Annotated in this window: 14 protein-coding genes; 10 read left to right on the top strand and 4 right to left on the bottom strand. The window is 67.0% G+C overall.

Features of this window, described 5'->3' with window-relative positions; all coding sequences use genetic code 11:
• Nucleotides 1-260 precede the first annotated feature (260 nt).
• The 3 genes from ACZ6KY_RS28245 to ACZ6KY_RS28255 all read right to left on the bottom strand — a co-directional run bounded on the left by ACZ6KY_RS28245 (nucleotide 261) and on the right by ACZ6KY_RS28255 (nucleotide 3,989).
• Complete coding sequence (locus tag ACZ6KY_RS28245) at nucleotides 261-1,370, bottom strand: hypothetical protein (RefSeq protein WP_469313083.1); 1,110 nt, start codon at nucleotides 1,368-1,370, stop codon at nucleotides 261-263.
• Between the two features lie 13 nt (nucleotides 1,371-1,383).
• Nucleotides 1,384-2,742, bottom strand: a complete 1,359-nt coding sequence (locus tag ACZ6KY_RS28250) for an FAD-dependent oxidoreductase (protein WP_469313084.1) — start codon at nucleotides 2,740-2,742, stop codon at nucleotides 1,384-1,386.
• Nucleotides 2,743-3,191: 449 nt separating this feature from the next.
• On the bottom strand, nucleotides 3,192-3,989 hold the full coding sequence (locus ACZ6KY_RS28255) for an IS5 family transposase (RefSeq protein WP_469313085.1): 798 nt from the start codon (nucleotides 3,987-3,989) through the stop codon (nucleotides 3,192-3,194).
• Between the two features lie 340 nt (nucleotides 3,990-4,329).
• Here ACZ6KY_RS28255 and ACZ6KY_RS28260 point away from each other — a divergent pair, with 340 nt between their 5' ends.
• The 10 genes from ACZ6KY_RS28260 (at nucleotide 4,330) to ACZ6KY_RS28305 (ending at nucleotide 14,596) form a co-directional block, all read left to right on the top strand.
• Nucleotides 4,330-4,839, top strand: coding sequence for a PhzA/PhzB family protein (locus ACZ6KY_RS28260; protein ID WP_467760768.1), 510 nt, complete (start codon nucleotides 4,330-4,332; stop codon nucleotides 4,837-4,839).
• Between the two features lie 47 nt (nucleotides 4,840-4,886).
• Entirely contained in the window at nucleotides 4,887-6,053 is a 1,167-nt protein-coding gene (locus tag ACZ6KY_RS28265) for a 3-deoxy-7-phosphoheptulonate synthase (protein WP_469313086.1), read from the top strand.
• A gap of 24 nt (nucleotides 6,054-6,077) precedes the next feature.
• Nucleotides 6,078-6,701 (top strand): isochorismatase family protein, encoded by a 624-nt coding sequence (locus ACZ6KY_RS28270; RefSeq protein WP_467760770.1) that lies wholly within the window; start codon nucleotides 6,078-6,080, stop codon nucleotides 6,699-6,701.
• Entirely contained in the window at nucleotides 6,698-8,563 is a 1,866-nt protein-coding gene (locus tag ACZ6KY_RS28275; RefSeq protein ID WP_469313087.1) for an anthranilate synthase family protein, read from the top strand. Before ACZ6KY_RS28270 ends, ACZ6KY_RS28275 begins: the two co-directional genes overlap by 4 nt.
• Nucleotides 8,560-8,913, top strand: a complete 354-nt coding sequence (locus tag ACZ6KY_RS28280) for a hypothetical protein (RefSeq protein WP_467760772.1) — start codon at nucleotides 8,560-8,562, stop codon at nucleotides 8,911-8,913. Before ACZ6KY_RS28275 ends, ACZ6KY_RS28280 begins: the two co-directional genes overlap by 4 nt.
• On the top strand, nucleotides 8,913-9,746 hold the full coding sequence (locus tag ACZ6KY_RS28285) for a PhzF family phenazine biosynthesis protein (protein WP_469313088.1): 834 nt from the start codon (nucleotides 8,913-8,915) through the stop codon (nucleotides 9,744-9,746). Before ACZ6KY_RS28280 ends, ACZ6KY_RS28285 begins: the two co-directional genes overlap by 1 nt.
• Before the next feature lie 13 nt (nucleotides 9,747-9,759).
• Nucleotides 9,760-10,398 carry a phenazine biosynthesis FMN-dependent oxidase PhzG gene (gene phzG, locus ACZ6KY_RS28290; protein WP_469313089.1) on the top strand — a complete coding sequence of 213 codons (639 nt, stop codon included), beginning with the start codon at nucleotides 9,760-9,762 and terminating at the stop codon, nucleotides 10,396-10,398.
• 104 nt (nucleotides 10,399-10,502) lie between these two features.
• The gene (locus tag ACZ6KY_RS28295; RefSeq protein ID WP_469313090.1) at nucleotides 10,503-11,603 is read left to right on the top strand and encodes a phenylacetate--CoA ligase family protein; all 1,101 of its coding nucleotides are present in this window, start codon (nucleotides 10,503-10,505) and stop codon (nucleotides 11,601-11,603) included.
• Nucleotides 11,603-12,967, top strand: coding sequence for an aldehyde dehydrogenase family protein (locus ACZ6KY_RS28300; protein WP_469313091.1), 1,365 nt, complete (start codon nucleotides 11,603-11,605; stop codon nucleotides 12,965-12,967). Before ACZ6KY_RS28295 ends, ACZ6KY_RS28300 begins: the two co-directional genes overlap by 1 nt.
• Nucleotides 12,968-13,081: 114 nt before the next feature.
• On the top strand, nucleotides 13,082-14,596 hold the full coding sequence (locus ACZ6KY_RS28305; RefSeq protein ID WP_469313092.1) for a GMC family oxidoreductase: 1,515 nt from the start codon (nucleotides 13,082-13,084) through the stop codon (nucleotides 14,594-14,596).
• A gap of 168 nt (nucleotides 14,597-14,764) precedes the next feature.
• Here the strand turns inward: ACZ6KY_RS28305 and ACZ6KY_RS28310 are convergent, their stop codons facing one another.
• Nucleotides 14,765-15,745, bottom strand: a complete 981-nt coding sequence (locus tag ACZ6KY_RS28310) for an Lrp/AsnC family transcriptional regulator (RefSeq protein WP_469313093.1) — start codon at nucleotides 15,743-15,745, stop codon at nucleotides 14,765-14,767.
• Nucleotides 15,746-16,494 lie beyond the last annotated feature (749 nt).

Consider the following 16,494-nt stretch of genomic DNA (forward strand, 5'->3'; position numbering starts at 1 on the left):
GTTGCGGCGTCGGTTGAAACGCTCTGCGCCGGGGGCGGGTGGGGGGGGAGCGGGAGCTGACCCCCCCCCCCCCCCCCCCCCCCCCCCCCCCGACCGGTAGAAGACGAGCGGTCTTCGATTATTCGTGAAATCTTCGAGTGTTTCACGCATAATCAAGCCATTTACTCTGAGGCCGAGCCTCAGACCCCTCGTTCCTGCACGTCACCGCCGCGCCCAAACCTCCTGAAGCGGGATGCAGATACTAGCGGCACACCGGCGGATCATGCGACGGACGCTGCCGGCTTGCTTCCGGTAGCCGCCTTGACGGTGTCATCCTGCGAAGACGTTCGGACCGTCGCGAAGTTGAACGCCTTGTCGCGAATGGTGATTGTCCACGAGAGTCCGGACCTCTCGCCCACGGTAAGCCCCAACACGATGAGCGGCATATGCCACTCGTACTTCACGAGCGTGCCTTGGTCCGCATGGGCGTCCGAGCCGTCGTGCGCCGATACATTGCCGTAGTTGTTGACGGCAAAGACGTCGGGCGTGGAAATCATCTTCCCGATTCGGGCCCGGCCGGCTTCAATGAAGTCTTCTCGCCGCTCGATGCGAGACAGCGCGTCTATCTCGCGCTGTTCCTCGGCGCGATAGTAGTCACGGATCTGGATTCCCGTGCTCTGCTCGATGACGCTTCGCGGCACCGTCAGAAACCGAAGTGTGTTGCCAAGGGGCAGCTTCGGCGAGTAAAGGCTGTTCTTGAGGACGAACATGTTCGCGCTGTCGCGGTCAAGGAAATCTGCCCTCATCTTTTCCATGAAGGGGCCGATCTTGACCGGCGCGTCAGAGCCTTCGGTGAAGGTGACGGGGAGTTCTTTGCTCGCGCCGGAGGGCGAAGTCTGAGCGGGCGGCAAGAAGGCTGCCAGCTCGTCAGCCCGGATCCCCAGCTCTGCGAGGCCTTCGGCGATCCGGAAGCCGTCCTGCCGAGTCTTCAGGGTCCTCATCAGCGCCTGGTGGAATCGGAAAACCTTGTATCCGTCCTGCAGCGGAAACGGTATGCACGTAAAGATGCCCTGCAGGTGCGGGTCGGAGCGATAGGTGACGGAGGCGAGCAGAAAGCTGTCGTAATAGCTTTCGTACTTTTCCGCAAGGAGCCCTTGGAATGACGAGAGGGGGAAATCCTCAGGAGTGTCGAAGGTCAGCTCTACCAAGTGGCACTTGGAGAAGAGCGGATTCCCCCGGAAGAAGTGCTTCATGGCCTCCTCGAACTCGGCGGGCTCGAAGGCCCTGTCAACCTTGTACGTGGAGAGCGATGGAAAGAACTGTGACGCGTCTATGAACGGGAACGTGGTCAGGGAGAGCCGAAGGACTTTGTCGGCGATGGAGAGGGTCATTTCGTTACCTCCATTAACTGGTGTGTGCCGGGAAGCGCCGCCGGCGATTTCCCATCAGAACGCGCCACATGATGCCCGGGGTGCACACTGCTGTCGGCGGTTCGAGCAAGTACTGGACTTTCAGGAATTTCTCGGCCACGACCATGTCCGTTTCGGCTGCGGCGAGCACCTTGTCCATGTAGGAGTTGATGAGCCGCACGGGAAGTGGCCTCGGGCCTTCGATCTGAGGCAGGGCCAGGTCACTGCCGGTCGCCATCTTCCAGGCGACGCCGATGGGCTTGGCGGCCTTGCGGAAGAATCGTTGCGCGACCTGATCCAGGTCACCGCTCAGCGAGTCACGCAGCGCCATCGCCTGGAGCGAGGCCACCGTCATCCCCTGGGCGTAGATGGGGTTGAAGCTGGATATCGCGTCGCCCACCACCAGCAGCCTGCGCGGGAATCGGGTCAGCTTCTCATAGCGACGGCGCACGCTCGCCGGGAACCGGTGCGCGGAAATCTCGCTGAGCGGCTCAGCGTCGCGGATCGCCGCGAAGACGTGTTCGGGAACCAACGGCCTGGCGAACTCCACCCACCCGGCCGGGTCGGTCGGCGGATGGTGGTCGCGGTAACCGATCAGCGTCAGGACCCAGCGGCCGTCCTCTTCCTCCAGGAATTCCGCGCCCTTGGGGCTCCCCGGTGCGTGCCCGATGATCACGACCTTCTCACGGCCCATCGAACCAGGGGCCGGCCGCAGATACCGGCTGGTGTACATGATGTCGACGTCGATACGCTCCTCGAGCGGCGGCTCGTATCCCATCTCGACCAGCCACTTGGTGGTCCGTCCGGACCGGCCGGTCGCGTCCACCACCAGATCGGCGGGGATCACATCCTCGGAGCCGCTGCCCACGTACCTGACACGCACACCGGTGACAGCGCCCTTGTCCGAGGTGGTCTCCAGGCCGGTGACCTGGCACTCGTCGATGAGCTTGATCTTCGCGAGATCCCCGATCCGGGCGCGGAGCCGACTCTCCAGATGCGGCCGGCTCGGCTGGTAGGTCCGGGACAGATCGGCGTACTCGCCGTCCATGCGCAACAAGTGCCCGCCCAAGCTCATCCGCAGCTCGGCAGGTCCGTCGATGACGGGCGCGCCACCGGCAACGAAGTCGTCGAGTATCCCGGGGAACAGCTCCTCGAAGATCTTCGCACCCTTGGAGAGCAGGCCATGAGCGTGACGGCCCTGCGGCACACCTCGCCGCTGAGTCCGCTGCCCCTCCGGCAGCTGGTCACGCTCTACCACCGTTACCCGGTCGAATGCCTCGGAGAGCACCCGGGCTGCGAGTAGACCCGAGATACTCGCTCCCAGCACCACCGCATGTTCACCGATACGCTTCACTGGAATTCCTTCTGGTTGGGCAACTGTCTTGTGTGGGGTATGTCATGCAAGATATGGGTGATCGCGGCCGATGCTCGGGCGATGGTTTCCCGAATCCTTCGATCTGGAAATCATCGAGGTGTGCGGTGCGCAGCGCACCGCGAACATAAGTGCCCCATAGGTTTGGCCACCGCAGGTGGCGCCGTATTGGCTTGTTCGTTCCATCGAGCGCGGCTCGCGTGGCCGAAATTCACGTCGGATGCGAGGCTCCAGCGCGCCGGCGGCCAGGCAGGCGGCACGTGTCCGGGCACCGGTGCCGGTCCGGAGCTCCAGGCTGCCGGTAGTAGCAGTCGCGGGCGTCCCTCAGACAGGGGATAGGAGTGCAGGCCGGCGGGCGGGCCGACTCCCGGTCGACTGGCCGTCGCCCCGAGCCCCGATCGGTGGATCGGGGCTCAGAGCTCGTAACACGATCATGGTGTCGGCTTGTCGATCCTTCGCCAGTAGACGAGGACGCATGCGAGTGAGTCGTGGAGGTCGAGGCGTCGTTCCCCGCGGGTGGCGAGGCGCTTGAACTGGTGGAGCGGGGCGAAGGTCCGCTCGATGACGTAGCGGGGCTTGCCGAGGCCGCGGATGTCGGGCTCGCCTCGACGGGAGATGACAGGCAGGACCCGACGCCGGGTCAGCTCGCCTCGGACGTGCCGACTGTCGTCACCCTTGTCACCGGGAAGGGACTCGGGCCGCTTGCGTGGCCGACCCGGTCGGCCTGCCGCGGACGGGACGCCGTCGACCAGGGCCAGTGCCTGGGTGATGTCGGGGACGTTGCCGCCGGTCGTGATCACTTTCAGCGACGTGCCGCTGCCGTCGCGGATCAGGTGGTGTTCGCCGCCCGACTTGCCGCGATCGACCGGCGACGGATCAACCCCGGCCCCCCCCTTTTTCGCGCGCACGTGGGAGGAGTCCACGCAGGCGCGCGTCCAGTCGATCCGCCGGGCCGCGTTCAACTCGGCGAGCAGTGTGCGGTGGATCTGGTCGAACACTCCCGCTTCCGTCCACCGGCACAGCCGGCGCCAGCAGGTCTGCCCCGAGCCGAAGCCCAGTTCAGGCGGCAACTGCTGCCATGTGATGCCCGTGAACAGCACGAACAGGATCCCCTGTAGGCACAGCCGGTCGTCCACCGGCCGCGGTCCCGGGGAGCGCTCCGGCCACGGCGGCAGGACCGGCTCGATCAGCGCCCACAGCTCGTCATCGATCATCCACGGTGCACTCACACCACCACAACGGACTAATCGTCACACCGGACACGGCCCACCAGCCCACAGCCACAAGATCGTGTTACGAGTGCTCGGGCAGAGTCACGCCCGCCATGGAGCAGATCCGTCAGACGGTGATACCGGCTGGAATTTTTCGGCCAGACAGCGGTGATCGGCTTCCCGAACCAGCCAGGGTATGAACAAGATTCCGCCTACCCGCCGAGCGCGGGAGGGGGGTTCAACAGAAATCTCATGAACCAACGCATGATTGTGCTCTTTCAGCGTCGTCATGACTTGTTGGGTCTGCCCTTGTGCGCGCGGTGATCCCGCTTTACTTCGGCACTACAAGGAAGAGCCAATGGTCGACATCACCGGCACCGCTGAAACCACCGATACCTTGTCGAGTTCCCGCGGCGACGCGGAACTGCGAGCGAGCAACCGTGCGATCGTGGCGCAGTACATGAATACCCGCGGGGAGGATCGCCTGCGTCGGCACCTTCTGTTCACCGAAGACGGCACCGGTGGTCTCTGGACGACCGAAACGGGGCAGCCGATCGTCATCACGGGCAGGGACCGACTGGGTGACCACGGCCAATGGTCGCTCAAGTGCTTCCCCGACTGGGCCTGGACGAACGTCGAGATCTTCGACACGCAGGACCCCAACCAGTTCTGGGTCGAATGCGACGGCGAGGGAACGATCCGCTTCCCCGACTATCCCGACGGCCACTACCGCAATCACTTCCTGCACTCCTTCCTGTTCGAGAACGGGAAGATCAAGCGCCAGCGCGAGTTCATGAACCCCTGCCAGCAGTTCAGGGCTCTGGGCATCGCCGTCCCTCAGGTCAAGCGGGCCGACATACCGACCTGAACGCCGTTCGCCAGGCGTCTTCTTATCAATCAATGGAGAAGGTCGTTATGGGAAACATCCTTGCCGACATCGATAGGGCCCAGGCGCGCCATCAGCCCGAATGGGACAGTCCCTCACAGGTCGAGCTCGTACGAGCGATGCTGTCGTCCGTCACACCGCTGGTGACCGCGGCGCAGGTAGAGACCCTCCGCTCCCACCTGGCCCGCGTCGCCACCGGCGAGATGCAGGTGCTACAGGCCGGGGATTGCGCGGAGGACCCGGCCGAGTGCACCGCTGGGCACATTCGAGGCAAGACCGGACTCATCGATCTGCTCGCCCAGAACCTGGAGACCGCCACCGGCAAGCCCACGCTGCGGGTCGGGCGGATCGCAGGGCAGTTCTGCAAGCCCCGCTCCAGCCAGGTCGAAAAACTCGGCGATGACGAACTGCCGTCCTTCTTCGGGCACATGATCAACGGACCGGAGCCCACCCACGAGAGCAGGCGTCCCGATCCACTGCGCATGCTCACGGGCTACATGGCGGCGCGGGAGATCACGACGCGGCTCGGGTGGGTCGGGTCAGCGCCTCGGCCCCACGCGCCTGTCGTCTGGACCAGCCATGAAGCGCTGCTTCTGGACTATGAGATGTCGATGCTCCGAGAGCTCGACGGCGGTCGGCACTTACTCGGCTCCACCCACTGGCCGTGGATCGGCGAGCGGACCCGGCAGATCGACGGCCCGCACGTCGCACTGCTCGCCCAGGTGGCCAACCCGGTTGCCTGCAAGGTCGGCCCGTCAATGACCGCCGGCGAGATCGTCGAGCTGTGCGACCGGTTGGACCCGGAGCGGGAGCCGGGCCGGCTCTCACTCATCGTGCGCATGGGCGCCGACCTCGTCGCTGACAGGCTGCCCCGGCTCGTCGAGGCTGTGCAGTCGGCCGGGCACCCGGTGGTCTGGCTCAGCGACCCGATGCACGGAAACACCGATTGCGCGGCTGACGGCACCAAATACCGGCTCGTGGAAACCGTCGCCCGGGAAGTCCGCGGCTTCCGGCGGGTCCTGGACCTGGCGGGAGTTCCGGCCGGGGGGCTTCACCTCGAGGCGACCCCCGACGACGTGACCGAGTGCGTGCTGGACACGGCCGAGCTGGGGTCGGGCCCCGTCACCAGCCTGTGTGATCCGCGACTCAACACCCCCCAGGCCATCAAGGTGGTCTCGGCGTGGTCCGAGTACTGAGATTCCTAGAGAGGGAGCCTTGTGATGACGGGAATACCGCCGATCGCGCCTTACAGACTGCCGCCGAGGGATGCGCTGCCGGAAAACACCGTGCGCTGGACCGTCGACCCGGATCGGGCGGTGCTCCTCATCCACGACATGCAGAGCTATTTCCTCAAGCCCTTCGAGGACGGCATGCGCAGCGAATTGGTGAGCAACATCGCCGACCTCAAGAAGCGCTGCGGAGCGCTGGGGGTGCCGGTGGCCTACACCGCCCAGCCCGGCGGGATGACTGACCGGCAGCGTGGACTCCTGAAGGACTTCTGGGGCCCCGGCATGCGCACTGACGAGACCGAACGCGCGGTCGTTCCCGAACTCGAACCCGACGCGGACGACTGGGTGAGCACGAAATGGCGCTACAGCGCGTTCTTCGGGTCGGAGCTGCTCCAGCGCATGCGCGCGCTACAGCGTGACCAGTTGATCATTTGCGGCGTCTACGCGCATATCGGTGTGCTGTCGACCGCCTTGGAGGCGTTCTCCAACGACATCCAGCCCTTCCTGGTCGCCGACGCGCTCGGCGACTTCTCCGAAGACCGCCACAAGATGACCCTCGAATACGCGGCACGGTGCTGCGCCATGGTGGTCCGAACCGAGGACGTGCTCGCATGAGCGCCTTGCTTGAGCAGGTTCTCGCGCTGGAACTACCCGCCTTCGCGATCATCCACCGTCCCGAAAGCGGCTCCCCCGGCACGCTGGACGTCCTGGCCGGCCAGGTGACCGAGTACAAGTCGCTGGACGACATCCCGTTGGCCGACGACTCCGGGCCGGGTCCCGCGCTCGACACGCTGGTCCTCGTCCCCTACCGGCAGCTGGCCGATCGCGGCTTCGCCGCGCGGGACGACGCCACGCCCCTGCTCGCGATGAGCCTCACCGCTCGCGACACGGTGCCGGCCGCCGAAGCGCTCGCCGGCTTCCCGCAGGTCCCGACGGAACTGACCGACGGACACTTCGACATGGACGACGACGCCTATGCGCAGATGGTGCGTCAGATCGTCACCGAGGAGATCGGCACCGGCGAGGGCGCCAACTTCGTGATGAAGCGCTCGTTCGTCGCGGACATCGGCGACTACTCGCTGACCGGCGCCCTGTCGTTCTTCCGGCGGCTGTTGGAGCGCGAGGAGAAGGCCTACTGGACCTTCATCATCCACACCGGCCGCAACACTCTCGTCGGTGCGACACCGGAGCGCCACGTCTCGCTCGTCGGCGGCACGGCCGTCATGAACCCGATCAGCGGCACGTACCGGTATCCGTCCGGCGGCCCCAGCTTGCAGGGGGTCATGGAGTTCCTCGCCGACACCAAGGAGACCGACGAGCTCTACATGGTCCTCGACGAGGAACTGAAGATGATGGCCCGGCTGTGCGATGACGGCGGGCGCGTCCACGGGCCGTACCTGAAGGAAATGGCGCGCCTCGCGCACACCGAATACCTGATCGAGGGCAGGACCAACCGCGATGTGCGCGAGGTCCTGCACGAGACGATGTTCGCCCCGACCGTCACCGGAAGCCCGCTGGAGAGCGCCGCCAAGGTCATCTCGCGCTACGAACCGAACGGACGCGGCTACTACAGCGGGGTCGCCGCGCTGATCGGACGGGACGCGGCCGGACAGCAGACACTCGACTCGGCGATCTTGATCCGGACGGCCGACATCGATCCCGGCGGCCGGATGAACATTTCCGTGGGGGCCACACTGGTGCGCCACTCCGACCCGATGGCCGAGGCCGCCGAGACCCACGGCAAGCTGGCGACCCTGCTCAACGCGCTCAAGTCCGACCGTCCATCCGGCTACGCGGCCGACCCGGAGGTCCGCGCCGCCCTGGAGCGCCGCAACGAGGGGATCGCGGGCTTCTGGCTCCGGGACAAGGATGACCGCCCGTCGGCCGGGGCCTCGCTGGACGGCATGACGGCACTGGTCGTGGACGCGGAGGACACCTTCACCGCGATGCTCGACCAGCAGTTGCGGTCACTGGGGCTGTCCGTGGAGGTCCGCCGCTTCGACGAGCCGTACGACGTGGCGGCCTACGGCCTGACGGTCTTCGGCCCCGGTCCGGGAGATCCGCGGACGACCTCCCACCCCAAGATCGCCAAGCTGCGGCAGTCGATCGACACCGCGCTGGCGAGTCGCCGGCCGATGCTGGCCGTGTGCCTGAGCCATCAGGTGCTCAGCACGAAGCTCGGCTTCGAGCTGCACCGCCGCGAGGTACCCAACCAGGGCGTACAGCGTGAGATCGAACTGTTCGGCGTGCCCGAACGAGTGGGCTTCTACAACACGTTCGCCGCGCACAGCGCGGTGAGCGAGCGAACCGTCGGAGGGATCGGCGTGGTCGAGGTGAGCCGGGACCAGGAGACCGGCGAGGTGAACGCGCTCCGCGGGCCGGGCTTCGCCTCGATGCAGTTCCACGCCGAGTCGGTGCTCACCGTCGACGGCCCGCGCATCATCAGAGAGGCGATACAGGGGGTGCTCGGCCGATGAGAGTGGATGTCGTCTGGTGGGACCTGGCCAGGTCCCACCAGACCGTCGAATCCCTGGAGAAGGATCTTCGTGACGGCTCCGTCGAGCCGTGGCACGAGGTCAAGGGACTGCGCCTGAAGCTGTGGATCGCCGACCGTGAACGCGGCCGTTGGGGCGCGGTCATGTGGTGGGACTCGGACGTTCCGGCAGATCAGCAACTGCCCCCCAACCGGGCGGCCGAGCTGATCGGGTACGCACCCGACCACCGCACCGGCTTCGACGTCGCAGCGGTGGCCGAGGGGATCGACTCGCTCGGCCTCGCCTTCTCCGCCGGGCCCTCGGTACCGGCACAAGCCCTGGAGCGCCCGTAATGCACCGATACATGGTCGTCGACGCTTTTTCCAGCGAGCCCCTGCTGGGCAACCCGGTCGCCGTCTTCTTCGACAGCGAGGATCTGACCGGTGAGACGATGCAACGCATCGCGAAGGAGATGAACCTCTCCGAGGTCACCTTCGTGCTGCCGGCCGAGCAGGACGGCGACGCACGGATCAGGATCTTCACCCCGGTGAACGAACTGCCGTTCGCCGGGCACCCGCTGCTCGGCACGGCCTTCGCGCTCGGCCGGACCTGGGGACGCGACAGGCTGCTGCTGGAGACCGCGATGGGTGCCATCCCGTTCGAGCTGGGCACCCGCGACGGCGCCGCGTGGGTCCGGATGGAGCAGCCGGTTCCCAGTTCGAAGCCCTACGATCTCGCCACGGAGCTCCTGGCCGCACTCGGGGTCGGGTCATCGACGACCCCGGTCGAGATCTACCACAACGGGCCGCGTCACGTGTTCGTGGGGTTGAGCGACGTCGAGGCGCTTTCCGCTCTCCACCCGGATCATCGCGCCCTCTCGCGCTTCCCCGACATGGCCGCCAACTGCTTCGCCGAGGCGGACGGGGGCTGGCGGACGCGGATGTTCTCCCCCGCCTACGGCGTGGTCGAGGACGCGGCGACCGGTTCCGCTGCCGGGCCTCTCGCGATTCACCTGGCCAGACACGGGTTCGCCGAGTACGGGCAGGAGATCAGAATTACCCAAGGCGTGGAAATGGGACGTCCGTCGGTCATGAGGGCGACCGCCGAGGGGGTCGGCGAGTCGATCAGCTCGGTCCACGTCGGCGGGCACGCCGTCCTGGTCGCCGAGGGAACGATCAATGTCTAGCGGGGGCCCTTTGATGGACGCAAGTGGATACGAGTCCCTCAGCGGGAAGGTCGACCTCCCCTTCCCCGAGTACGACAAGCCGCCGTCGGAGCCTCTCCAGCTGGTGCGCAGCTGGCTTTCCGAGGCACGGGACATCGGAGTCCGCGAGCCCAGCGCGCTGGCGCTGGCCACCGCGGACTCCCGCGGCCGCGCCTCCAACCGGATAGTCGCCATCACCGAGGTCACCGACCTCGGTCTGGTGTTCACCAGCCACAGCTGCAGCCAGAAAGGACGCGAACTCGCCGCTACGGGGTGGGCGTCGGGTTTGCTGTACTGGCGAGAGACCGGTCAGCAGATCATCGTCTCCGGTCCGGTCGAGCTGCTGCCCGACGCCGAGTCGGACGCCCTGTGGTCCGCCCGGCCGATTCCGTTGCACGCCATGTCGACGGTCACCGAGCAGAGCGAGCCGCTGGAGGACGTCGAGGCTCTGCGCGCCAGGGCACGCAGCCTGGAACTGACCGGGGAGCCCCAGTCACGGCCGGAGTTCTTCGTCGGCTACCGGCTCCAGCCCGACGTCGTCGAATTCTGGTCCGCGAGCTCGGACCGGCTGCACCGCAGGCTGCGCTATGACCGCGACTCGCTCGAATGGCGTACGAGCCGGCTGCAACCGTAGTCCCCGCTCCTTCGACGAACCCTCCTGGCGCTCACCGCCTCTCACGGCTTCGGCGGCATCGTCGTCGTGCCCGGACACCCGACCCTTTCCATGAGGAAGAGATAATGCCGCTCACCGCAGACCAGATCCTGGATCTTCCGTTCGACGTCCAGCCCGATCCGGACGAGTTCATCCGCGCCGCCATGGAGTGGCACTTCAATCCCGAGACCGGCTGCACGTTCTGGCTGGACCGAGCCGCTGCTCTCGGCTTCGATCCGCGAGCCGACGTCAAGACGCACGAGGACCTCCGGCTCTTCCCGAACATGGCCGCGGAGCTTCGTGACGCCCGTGGCGAGGACCTGATACCCAGGGGATACGGAAATCAGCCCGACGTGGTCGGGTTCTTCGAAAGCGGCGGCACCACCGGCGCTCCGAAGCGGGTCGTTCTGATGCGGGACTGGCTTGACCGCATGGTGAGCTGGAGCAACGCGAACCTGGACCGCCACGGTGTGCCGCGCGGAGGGAACTGGCTGGGAATCATCCCGACCGGGCCGCACGTCGTGGGCACCCTGTTCCGGCAGCACGCCGTGACGCACGGCCGCCACGGCTTCACGATCGACCTCGATCCGCGCTGGGTGAAGCGGCTCATCGCCGACGGTCAGTTCGGGCAGGTCGACGCCTACGCCCAGCACCTCATCGGCCAGGCCGCCGACGTCCTGCGGACGCAGGACATCGGCCTGCTCACCATCACGCCCCCGCTGCTGGAACGGCTGGCCAGGGACGAGAAGCTGGTCGCCCTGGTGAACGAGCGGGTGAAGTGCATCAGGTGGGGAGGCACTCAGATGGACGCCGACTCCCGGCACCTGTTCAAGACCGAGGTGTTCCCCGAGGTCGCGCTGTGCGGCGAGTACGGAAGCACGATGATCATCGGGGTCGCGGGCGAGCGTGCCGGGATCACCCTCGACGATCCGTGTGTCTTCGACTCCTTCTCCCCCTACGTGACCTTCACGGTCGTCGATCCGAAGAGCCTCGAGCCGGTGCCCTACGGAGAGCGGGGCCGGGTGCTGGTCAACCACGTCAGCAAGTCCTTCCTGCTGCCCAGCAACCTGGAACGTGACCTCGCCACCCGGATTCCTCAGGTGAACGGCTTGGTCGGGGACTCGGTCGCCGACATCTCCACGGTCGCGGTCTTCGAGGACGAGGACGTCATCGAGGGGGTCTACTGATGATCGACCTGCCCGCGCTCGGTGCAACGGGTGCCTACCGCTCCAGGAACATACAGACGGTCACCGATGTGGCAGGCACTGCCCTCGCGGAACTGAGCCTCGTGCCGCCGTTGTACGTCAACCGCACCATGGCCGCGCTGCGCCGGAGCAGCATCATGCCGGCCGACGAACGGGCCGACGCGATGATCCGTGCGGCCAAGCTCTTCGCGACCGCGACGATCGACGGCCTGACCGTCGAGGAGTACCAACACGCTGTCAGCAGGGTCGGTGGCGTCCCGATCTCCTCCGTCGTCACGGCGACCACGACGGTCGCCGAGCGGGTGGCGAAGGCTCATGCGAGCGTCCAGTGCGCGCGCCCACGGGGGGCGGTCGACAACTGGCGCGATCCGCTGACGCGGACCGGGCGTTCGGCGTGGACACGGCGTGGGGACGTGTTCGCCGTGCACGCCGCGGGCAACCACCCCGGCACCCACAGCATCTGGCCGGAGGCACTGGCACTGGGCTACCGCGTCGCGGTCCGCCCGTCGAGCCGCGATCCCTTCACCCCGCACCGGCTCGTGGCGGCACTGCGGAGCGCGGGATTCGCCGACGACCAGGTGGTGCTCCTGCCCACCGACCACGCCGGTGCCGACGCCATCCTGCGCGGCGCCGACCTGGGGATGGTGTACGGCGGCGAGGAGGTGACCCGCAAGTACGGCGAGGCCGCGACGGTGCTGCCGCAGGGGCCGGGTCGGTCGAAGATCCTCATCACGGCCGACGTGGACTGGCGCGACCACCTGGACGTGATCGTCTCATCCGTGAGCGGCCACGGCGGGACCGGATGCGTGAACACGACAGCCATCTTCGTGGAGGGCGACCCGGCTCCGCTCGCCGAGGCGGTCGCGGCGCGGTTGTCCGCCGCGACCCCCTTGCCGCCCGAGGACGACAAGGCCGTACTCCCCGTACAGCCGGTCGCGGTCGCCAAGGCGATCGAAACGCACCTGCTCAAGAAGGCGGCCGGCGCCCGGCCCTGGCTCGGCGGCGACGGCGTCGTGGGCGAACTCGGGGACGGGAGCGCCGCGCTGATGCCGGCCGTCTTCCAACTCGACGATCCGGCCGCTCCGCAGGCAGGTGTGGAACTGCCGTTCCCGTGCGTGTGGATCGCGCCGTGGACACCCGAGGCCGGCACGGAGCCGCTGAAGAACACGCTCGTGCTCAACGCGATGACCCACGACAGCCGGCTCATCGACCGCCTGCTCGACGAGCCGACCATCAGCAACCTGTACCTGGGAAGCCAGCACACCCACTGGATGGATCCCTCGGTACCGCACGATGGCTACCTGGCCGACTTCCTCATGCGGAACAAGGGTGTCGTCCGGAACTGAAAGCGGTTCTGGCAACGCTCACGTTCGCACCGTGAGCGCGGTTCCGATGCCGCCCGCGGCGGCTCGCCACCGGGACGCTCGCTCCAACTCCAACGAGATCGAAAGGGTCCTACCTTGTCCCATTCCGTCGAACCGGCCGACGTCCTGATCGTCGGCGGCGGGTCGGCCGGCGCAGTGCTCGCCGCGCGCCTGAGCGAGAACCCCGCCCGGCGCGTCGTGCTGCTCGAGGCCGGGCCGGACTACGGCCCCACCCAGTTCCCCGACGCGCTGCTCGACGCCAACCGCATCGCCGATCTCGATCACGACTGGGGATACACCTCGCGGGGCGGGCGACTGAGCCCCTCGATGGTCGCCCTGCGCGGCAAGGTGATGGGCGGGAGTTCCGCCGTCAACGCCGGCGCCGCCCTCCGCGCCCGTGCCCGCGACTTCGCCCGCTGGGCCGAGAACGGGCTCGACGACTGGAGCTTCGCCGACGTCCTGCCGTACTTCCGCGAGCTGGAGAACACCCCCACCGGCGAGGACGAGTTTCACGGGCGAAGCGGGCCGATGCCCGTGCGCCAACTGACCGACTCCGAGCTGACCCCCGCGCATCGTGGCTTCATCGACGCCGCGGTCGCCCTCGGCCACAAGCGGATCACCGACTTCAACGGTGCCGAGCAGGAAGGCGTGGGAGCCTTCGCGGTCAACGTCCTCGACGGGATCCGGCAGAACACCGCGCTGGTCTACCTCACCGCCGCGGTGCGCGCCCGCCCGAATCTCACGGTGCACGGTGCCGTCACCGTCGACCGGGTCCTGTTCCGCGGTGGCAGTGCGACCGGAGTGGTCACCGCCGACGGGACCGTGCACGATGCCGACGAGGTGATCCTCTCTGCCGGGACCTACGGAAGCGCGGCGATCCTGCTGCGCTCCGGCATCGGGCCCGCCGGCGAACTGGCGTCGCTCGGCATCGAGCCCCTCGCCGACCTACCCGTCGGACAACACCTGCAAGACCACCCTTTCTGCCCCGCGGTCCATGCACTCGCCCCGGGGCGAGGGGAGATGGCTCCGGCCCTCGGCGCACTGCTGTGGACCGCCTCCAGCGAGGCCGCGGACGGTGAACTCGATCTGAACGTCGTCGCCGTGCATCCAGGCGGGGCTCCGTTCATGCCCGCCGGCGGCGTCATCGCCCTGTCCACGGCTCTCGTGCTCCCCGAGGCGCAGGGCACGGTGCGCCTCGCCGGCCGCGATCCGCTTGCCCAGCCCTTGATCGACCACAACTACCTCGGCACCGAGCGCGACCGCCGGCGCATGCTCGAAGGCGTACGAATCGCCCGTGATCTGGCCCGTGACCCGGCACTCGCGCCGTCGCTCGCCGGGCTTCTGATGCCGCGCGAACTGCCCGACGACGCCGAGGAACTGACGCGGGTGATCGAATCCAGCCTCTCCATCTACGGTCACCCCACCTCCACCGCCCCCATGGGTGCCGCCGACTCGCCTCAGGCCGTCGTCGACTCCCGCGGAGCCGTGCACGGAATCGCCGCCCTGCGTGTCGTGGACGCCTCGATCATTCCGTACGTGCCCTCCAGCGTCACCAACCTCACCACGATCATGATCGCCGAACGCATCGCCCACCTCGTCTACAACCACTGATGACCCCAGGCTGCCGAGAGGCCGACCGCTCACCTTGATGATTCCGGGGCCGAGCCCCGGAATCATCAAGCGGCGAGCGCCGCATCCGACGGGTGCGGTGGTTCGGCGCACTTCACGCAGGCCGGGCCACGTCATCAGACCTCTGGTCGAGGAGGCCCCGAACCCGCGTCAGGCTGAATTGCTCCGTCTCGGGCTGCTGTGCAGGAACGGACTGCAGGATTTCAGGGTCTTCTGGACAGGACTTGTTTCGAGCACGCGGATGGAGTCCAGCGCGCTGAGCCTGTCGGCCAGGTAGTCATGCAGTTCACCGGGACTCTTGCACAGGACGAGGGCCACCAGGTTGGTCGGGCCGGTGGTAGAGGCCAGGAAGGCCAGTTCCCTGTGCTGGATCATGGTGCTCGCTACCTGGTTCAGGTGCGCGGGGGCGACGGACATCCACAGCAGGGCTTGCGTGGTGATGCCGTATACCTCCGCACTGATCTCGACGTCGAAGGTGAGCATGCCGCTGGCCTGCAAAGCCGCGAGCCGGCGCGTAATGGTCGAGGAAGACTGGCCGGTCTCGGCGGCGAGGTCTGTGTAGCTGATGCGGCCGTTGTTCTGCAACGCGGCCAGCAGGTGCCAGTCCGCCTGGGTCAGGGATGAGCGGAGCTTGTGCTCGTCAGCGTCATCCGACGAGTCGAGTGCTCGGCGCAGTTGTTCCTGCTGCTCCTTGGTGAGAGCGGTAGTGTGCCCCTGCCAGGCGGTGGGACCGCCTAGATAGGTATGCAGCAGGCGGTGCGCCGACACCTCGGCGATGTTGGCCACCCGAGGGATCTCGCGGAACAGCAGCGTATGGTGCGCCGCGGAGTTCATGACGAGGCATATTTCGGTTCCCCCGGCCACGAGCCGCACCCAGGTGGTGTCGTCCCGCCGAGCCAGGCTGTACGCGACACTCTGAGCGGTGTTCGGGCTGGCCGTGAGCCTCAGAATCCACTTCCCGCCCGACGGTTGCCGCGGGTTCACCACCCCGACAACGCGAAGCGACAGCTCACTGCTCAGTCGCCCGTAGCGACGGGCGACTGTTTGCGTGGAGACGCCCAGAACCTCGGCGATCCGGCTGAACGGCGCCCGACCGTCGATGCGCAGGGCATGAATGATACAGTGGTCCAACTCATCGACTGTGGGGACCGTCGGCTCAGAAAAGTCCCCCACTGGCCTTCTTGGGCCATGGACGCTCAGCAAGGCTTGCTCAGCAAAGTTTGCGGCACTGTTTCCCCCGGATAGCCTAGGACAGGACCTCGTCAATGGACGTGGCTGTCGGCGACGGCGTTTTTCATCACCAGGGTCCCGGTGGGTTCCGTTCCATGGTGATGGTCAGTCAGTTCTCGTGATCGGTCATGCCTTGCCGGACCTGGCGCGCGGACATGGAGTCCACGATCGTGGTTTCAGGAATACGCATTCGGTATCACCAGCCTGCCGACCTGGGGCGCGAGCCTCAGCGACCTGGCGGTCCGTCAACAGCTGCGTTGGTCCGCCGAGTACCGGCATAACGTCCTGGGTGGCACCTTCGAGGAGGAGCGCCGCCAGGCCCGCACTGTACGCCTGCCCGGGAATCTCTCCACCCGGCACGACGTGGCATTCCGAGCGGTCAAGGCCAAACGATTTGGTCATATCGCATGCAGCCGCTGCCACTACACCAGCCCCCCGACCAGCTCCCGAACCACCGCGGACCATGACCATCACCACGAAGTGGATATCAGTAGGTCGAGAGGAACTCGCCGGGATCCTGACTGATCGCCAGGGCTCGGTCGGCGGAATCCACTAGGTCCAATCTTCGGACGAGTGTACATGTTCTTCCCCTTCGTGCCACGGCGGCACCGGCATCGTGTCGCGGACCACCACCCACTCGGCGTCCGACC

The sequence above is a fragment of the Streptomyces sp. NPDC042002 genome (assembly GCF_055588305.1).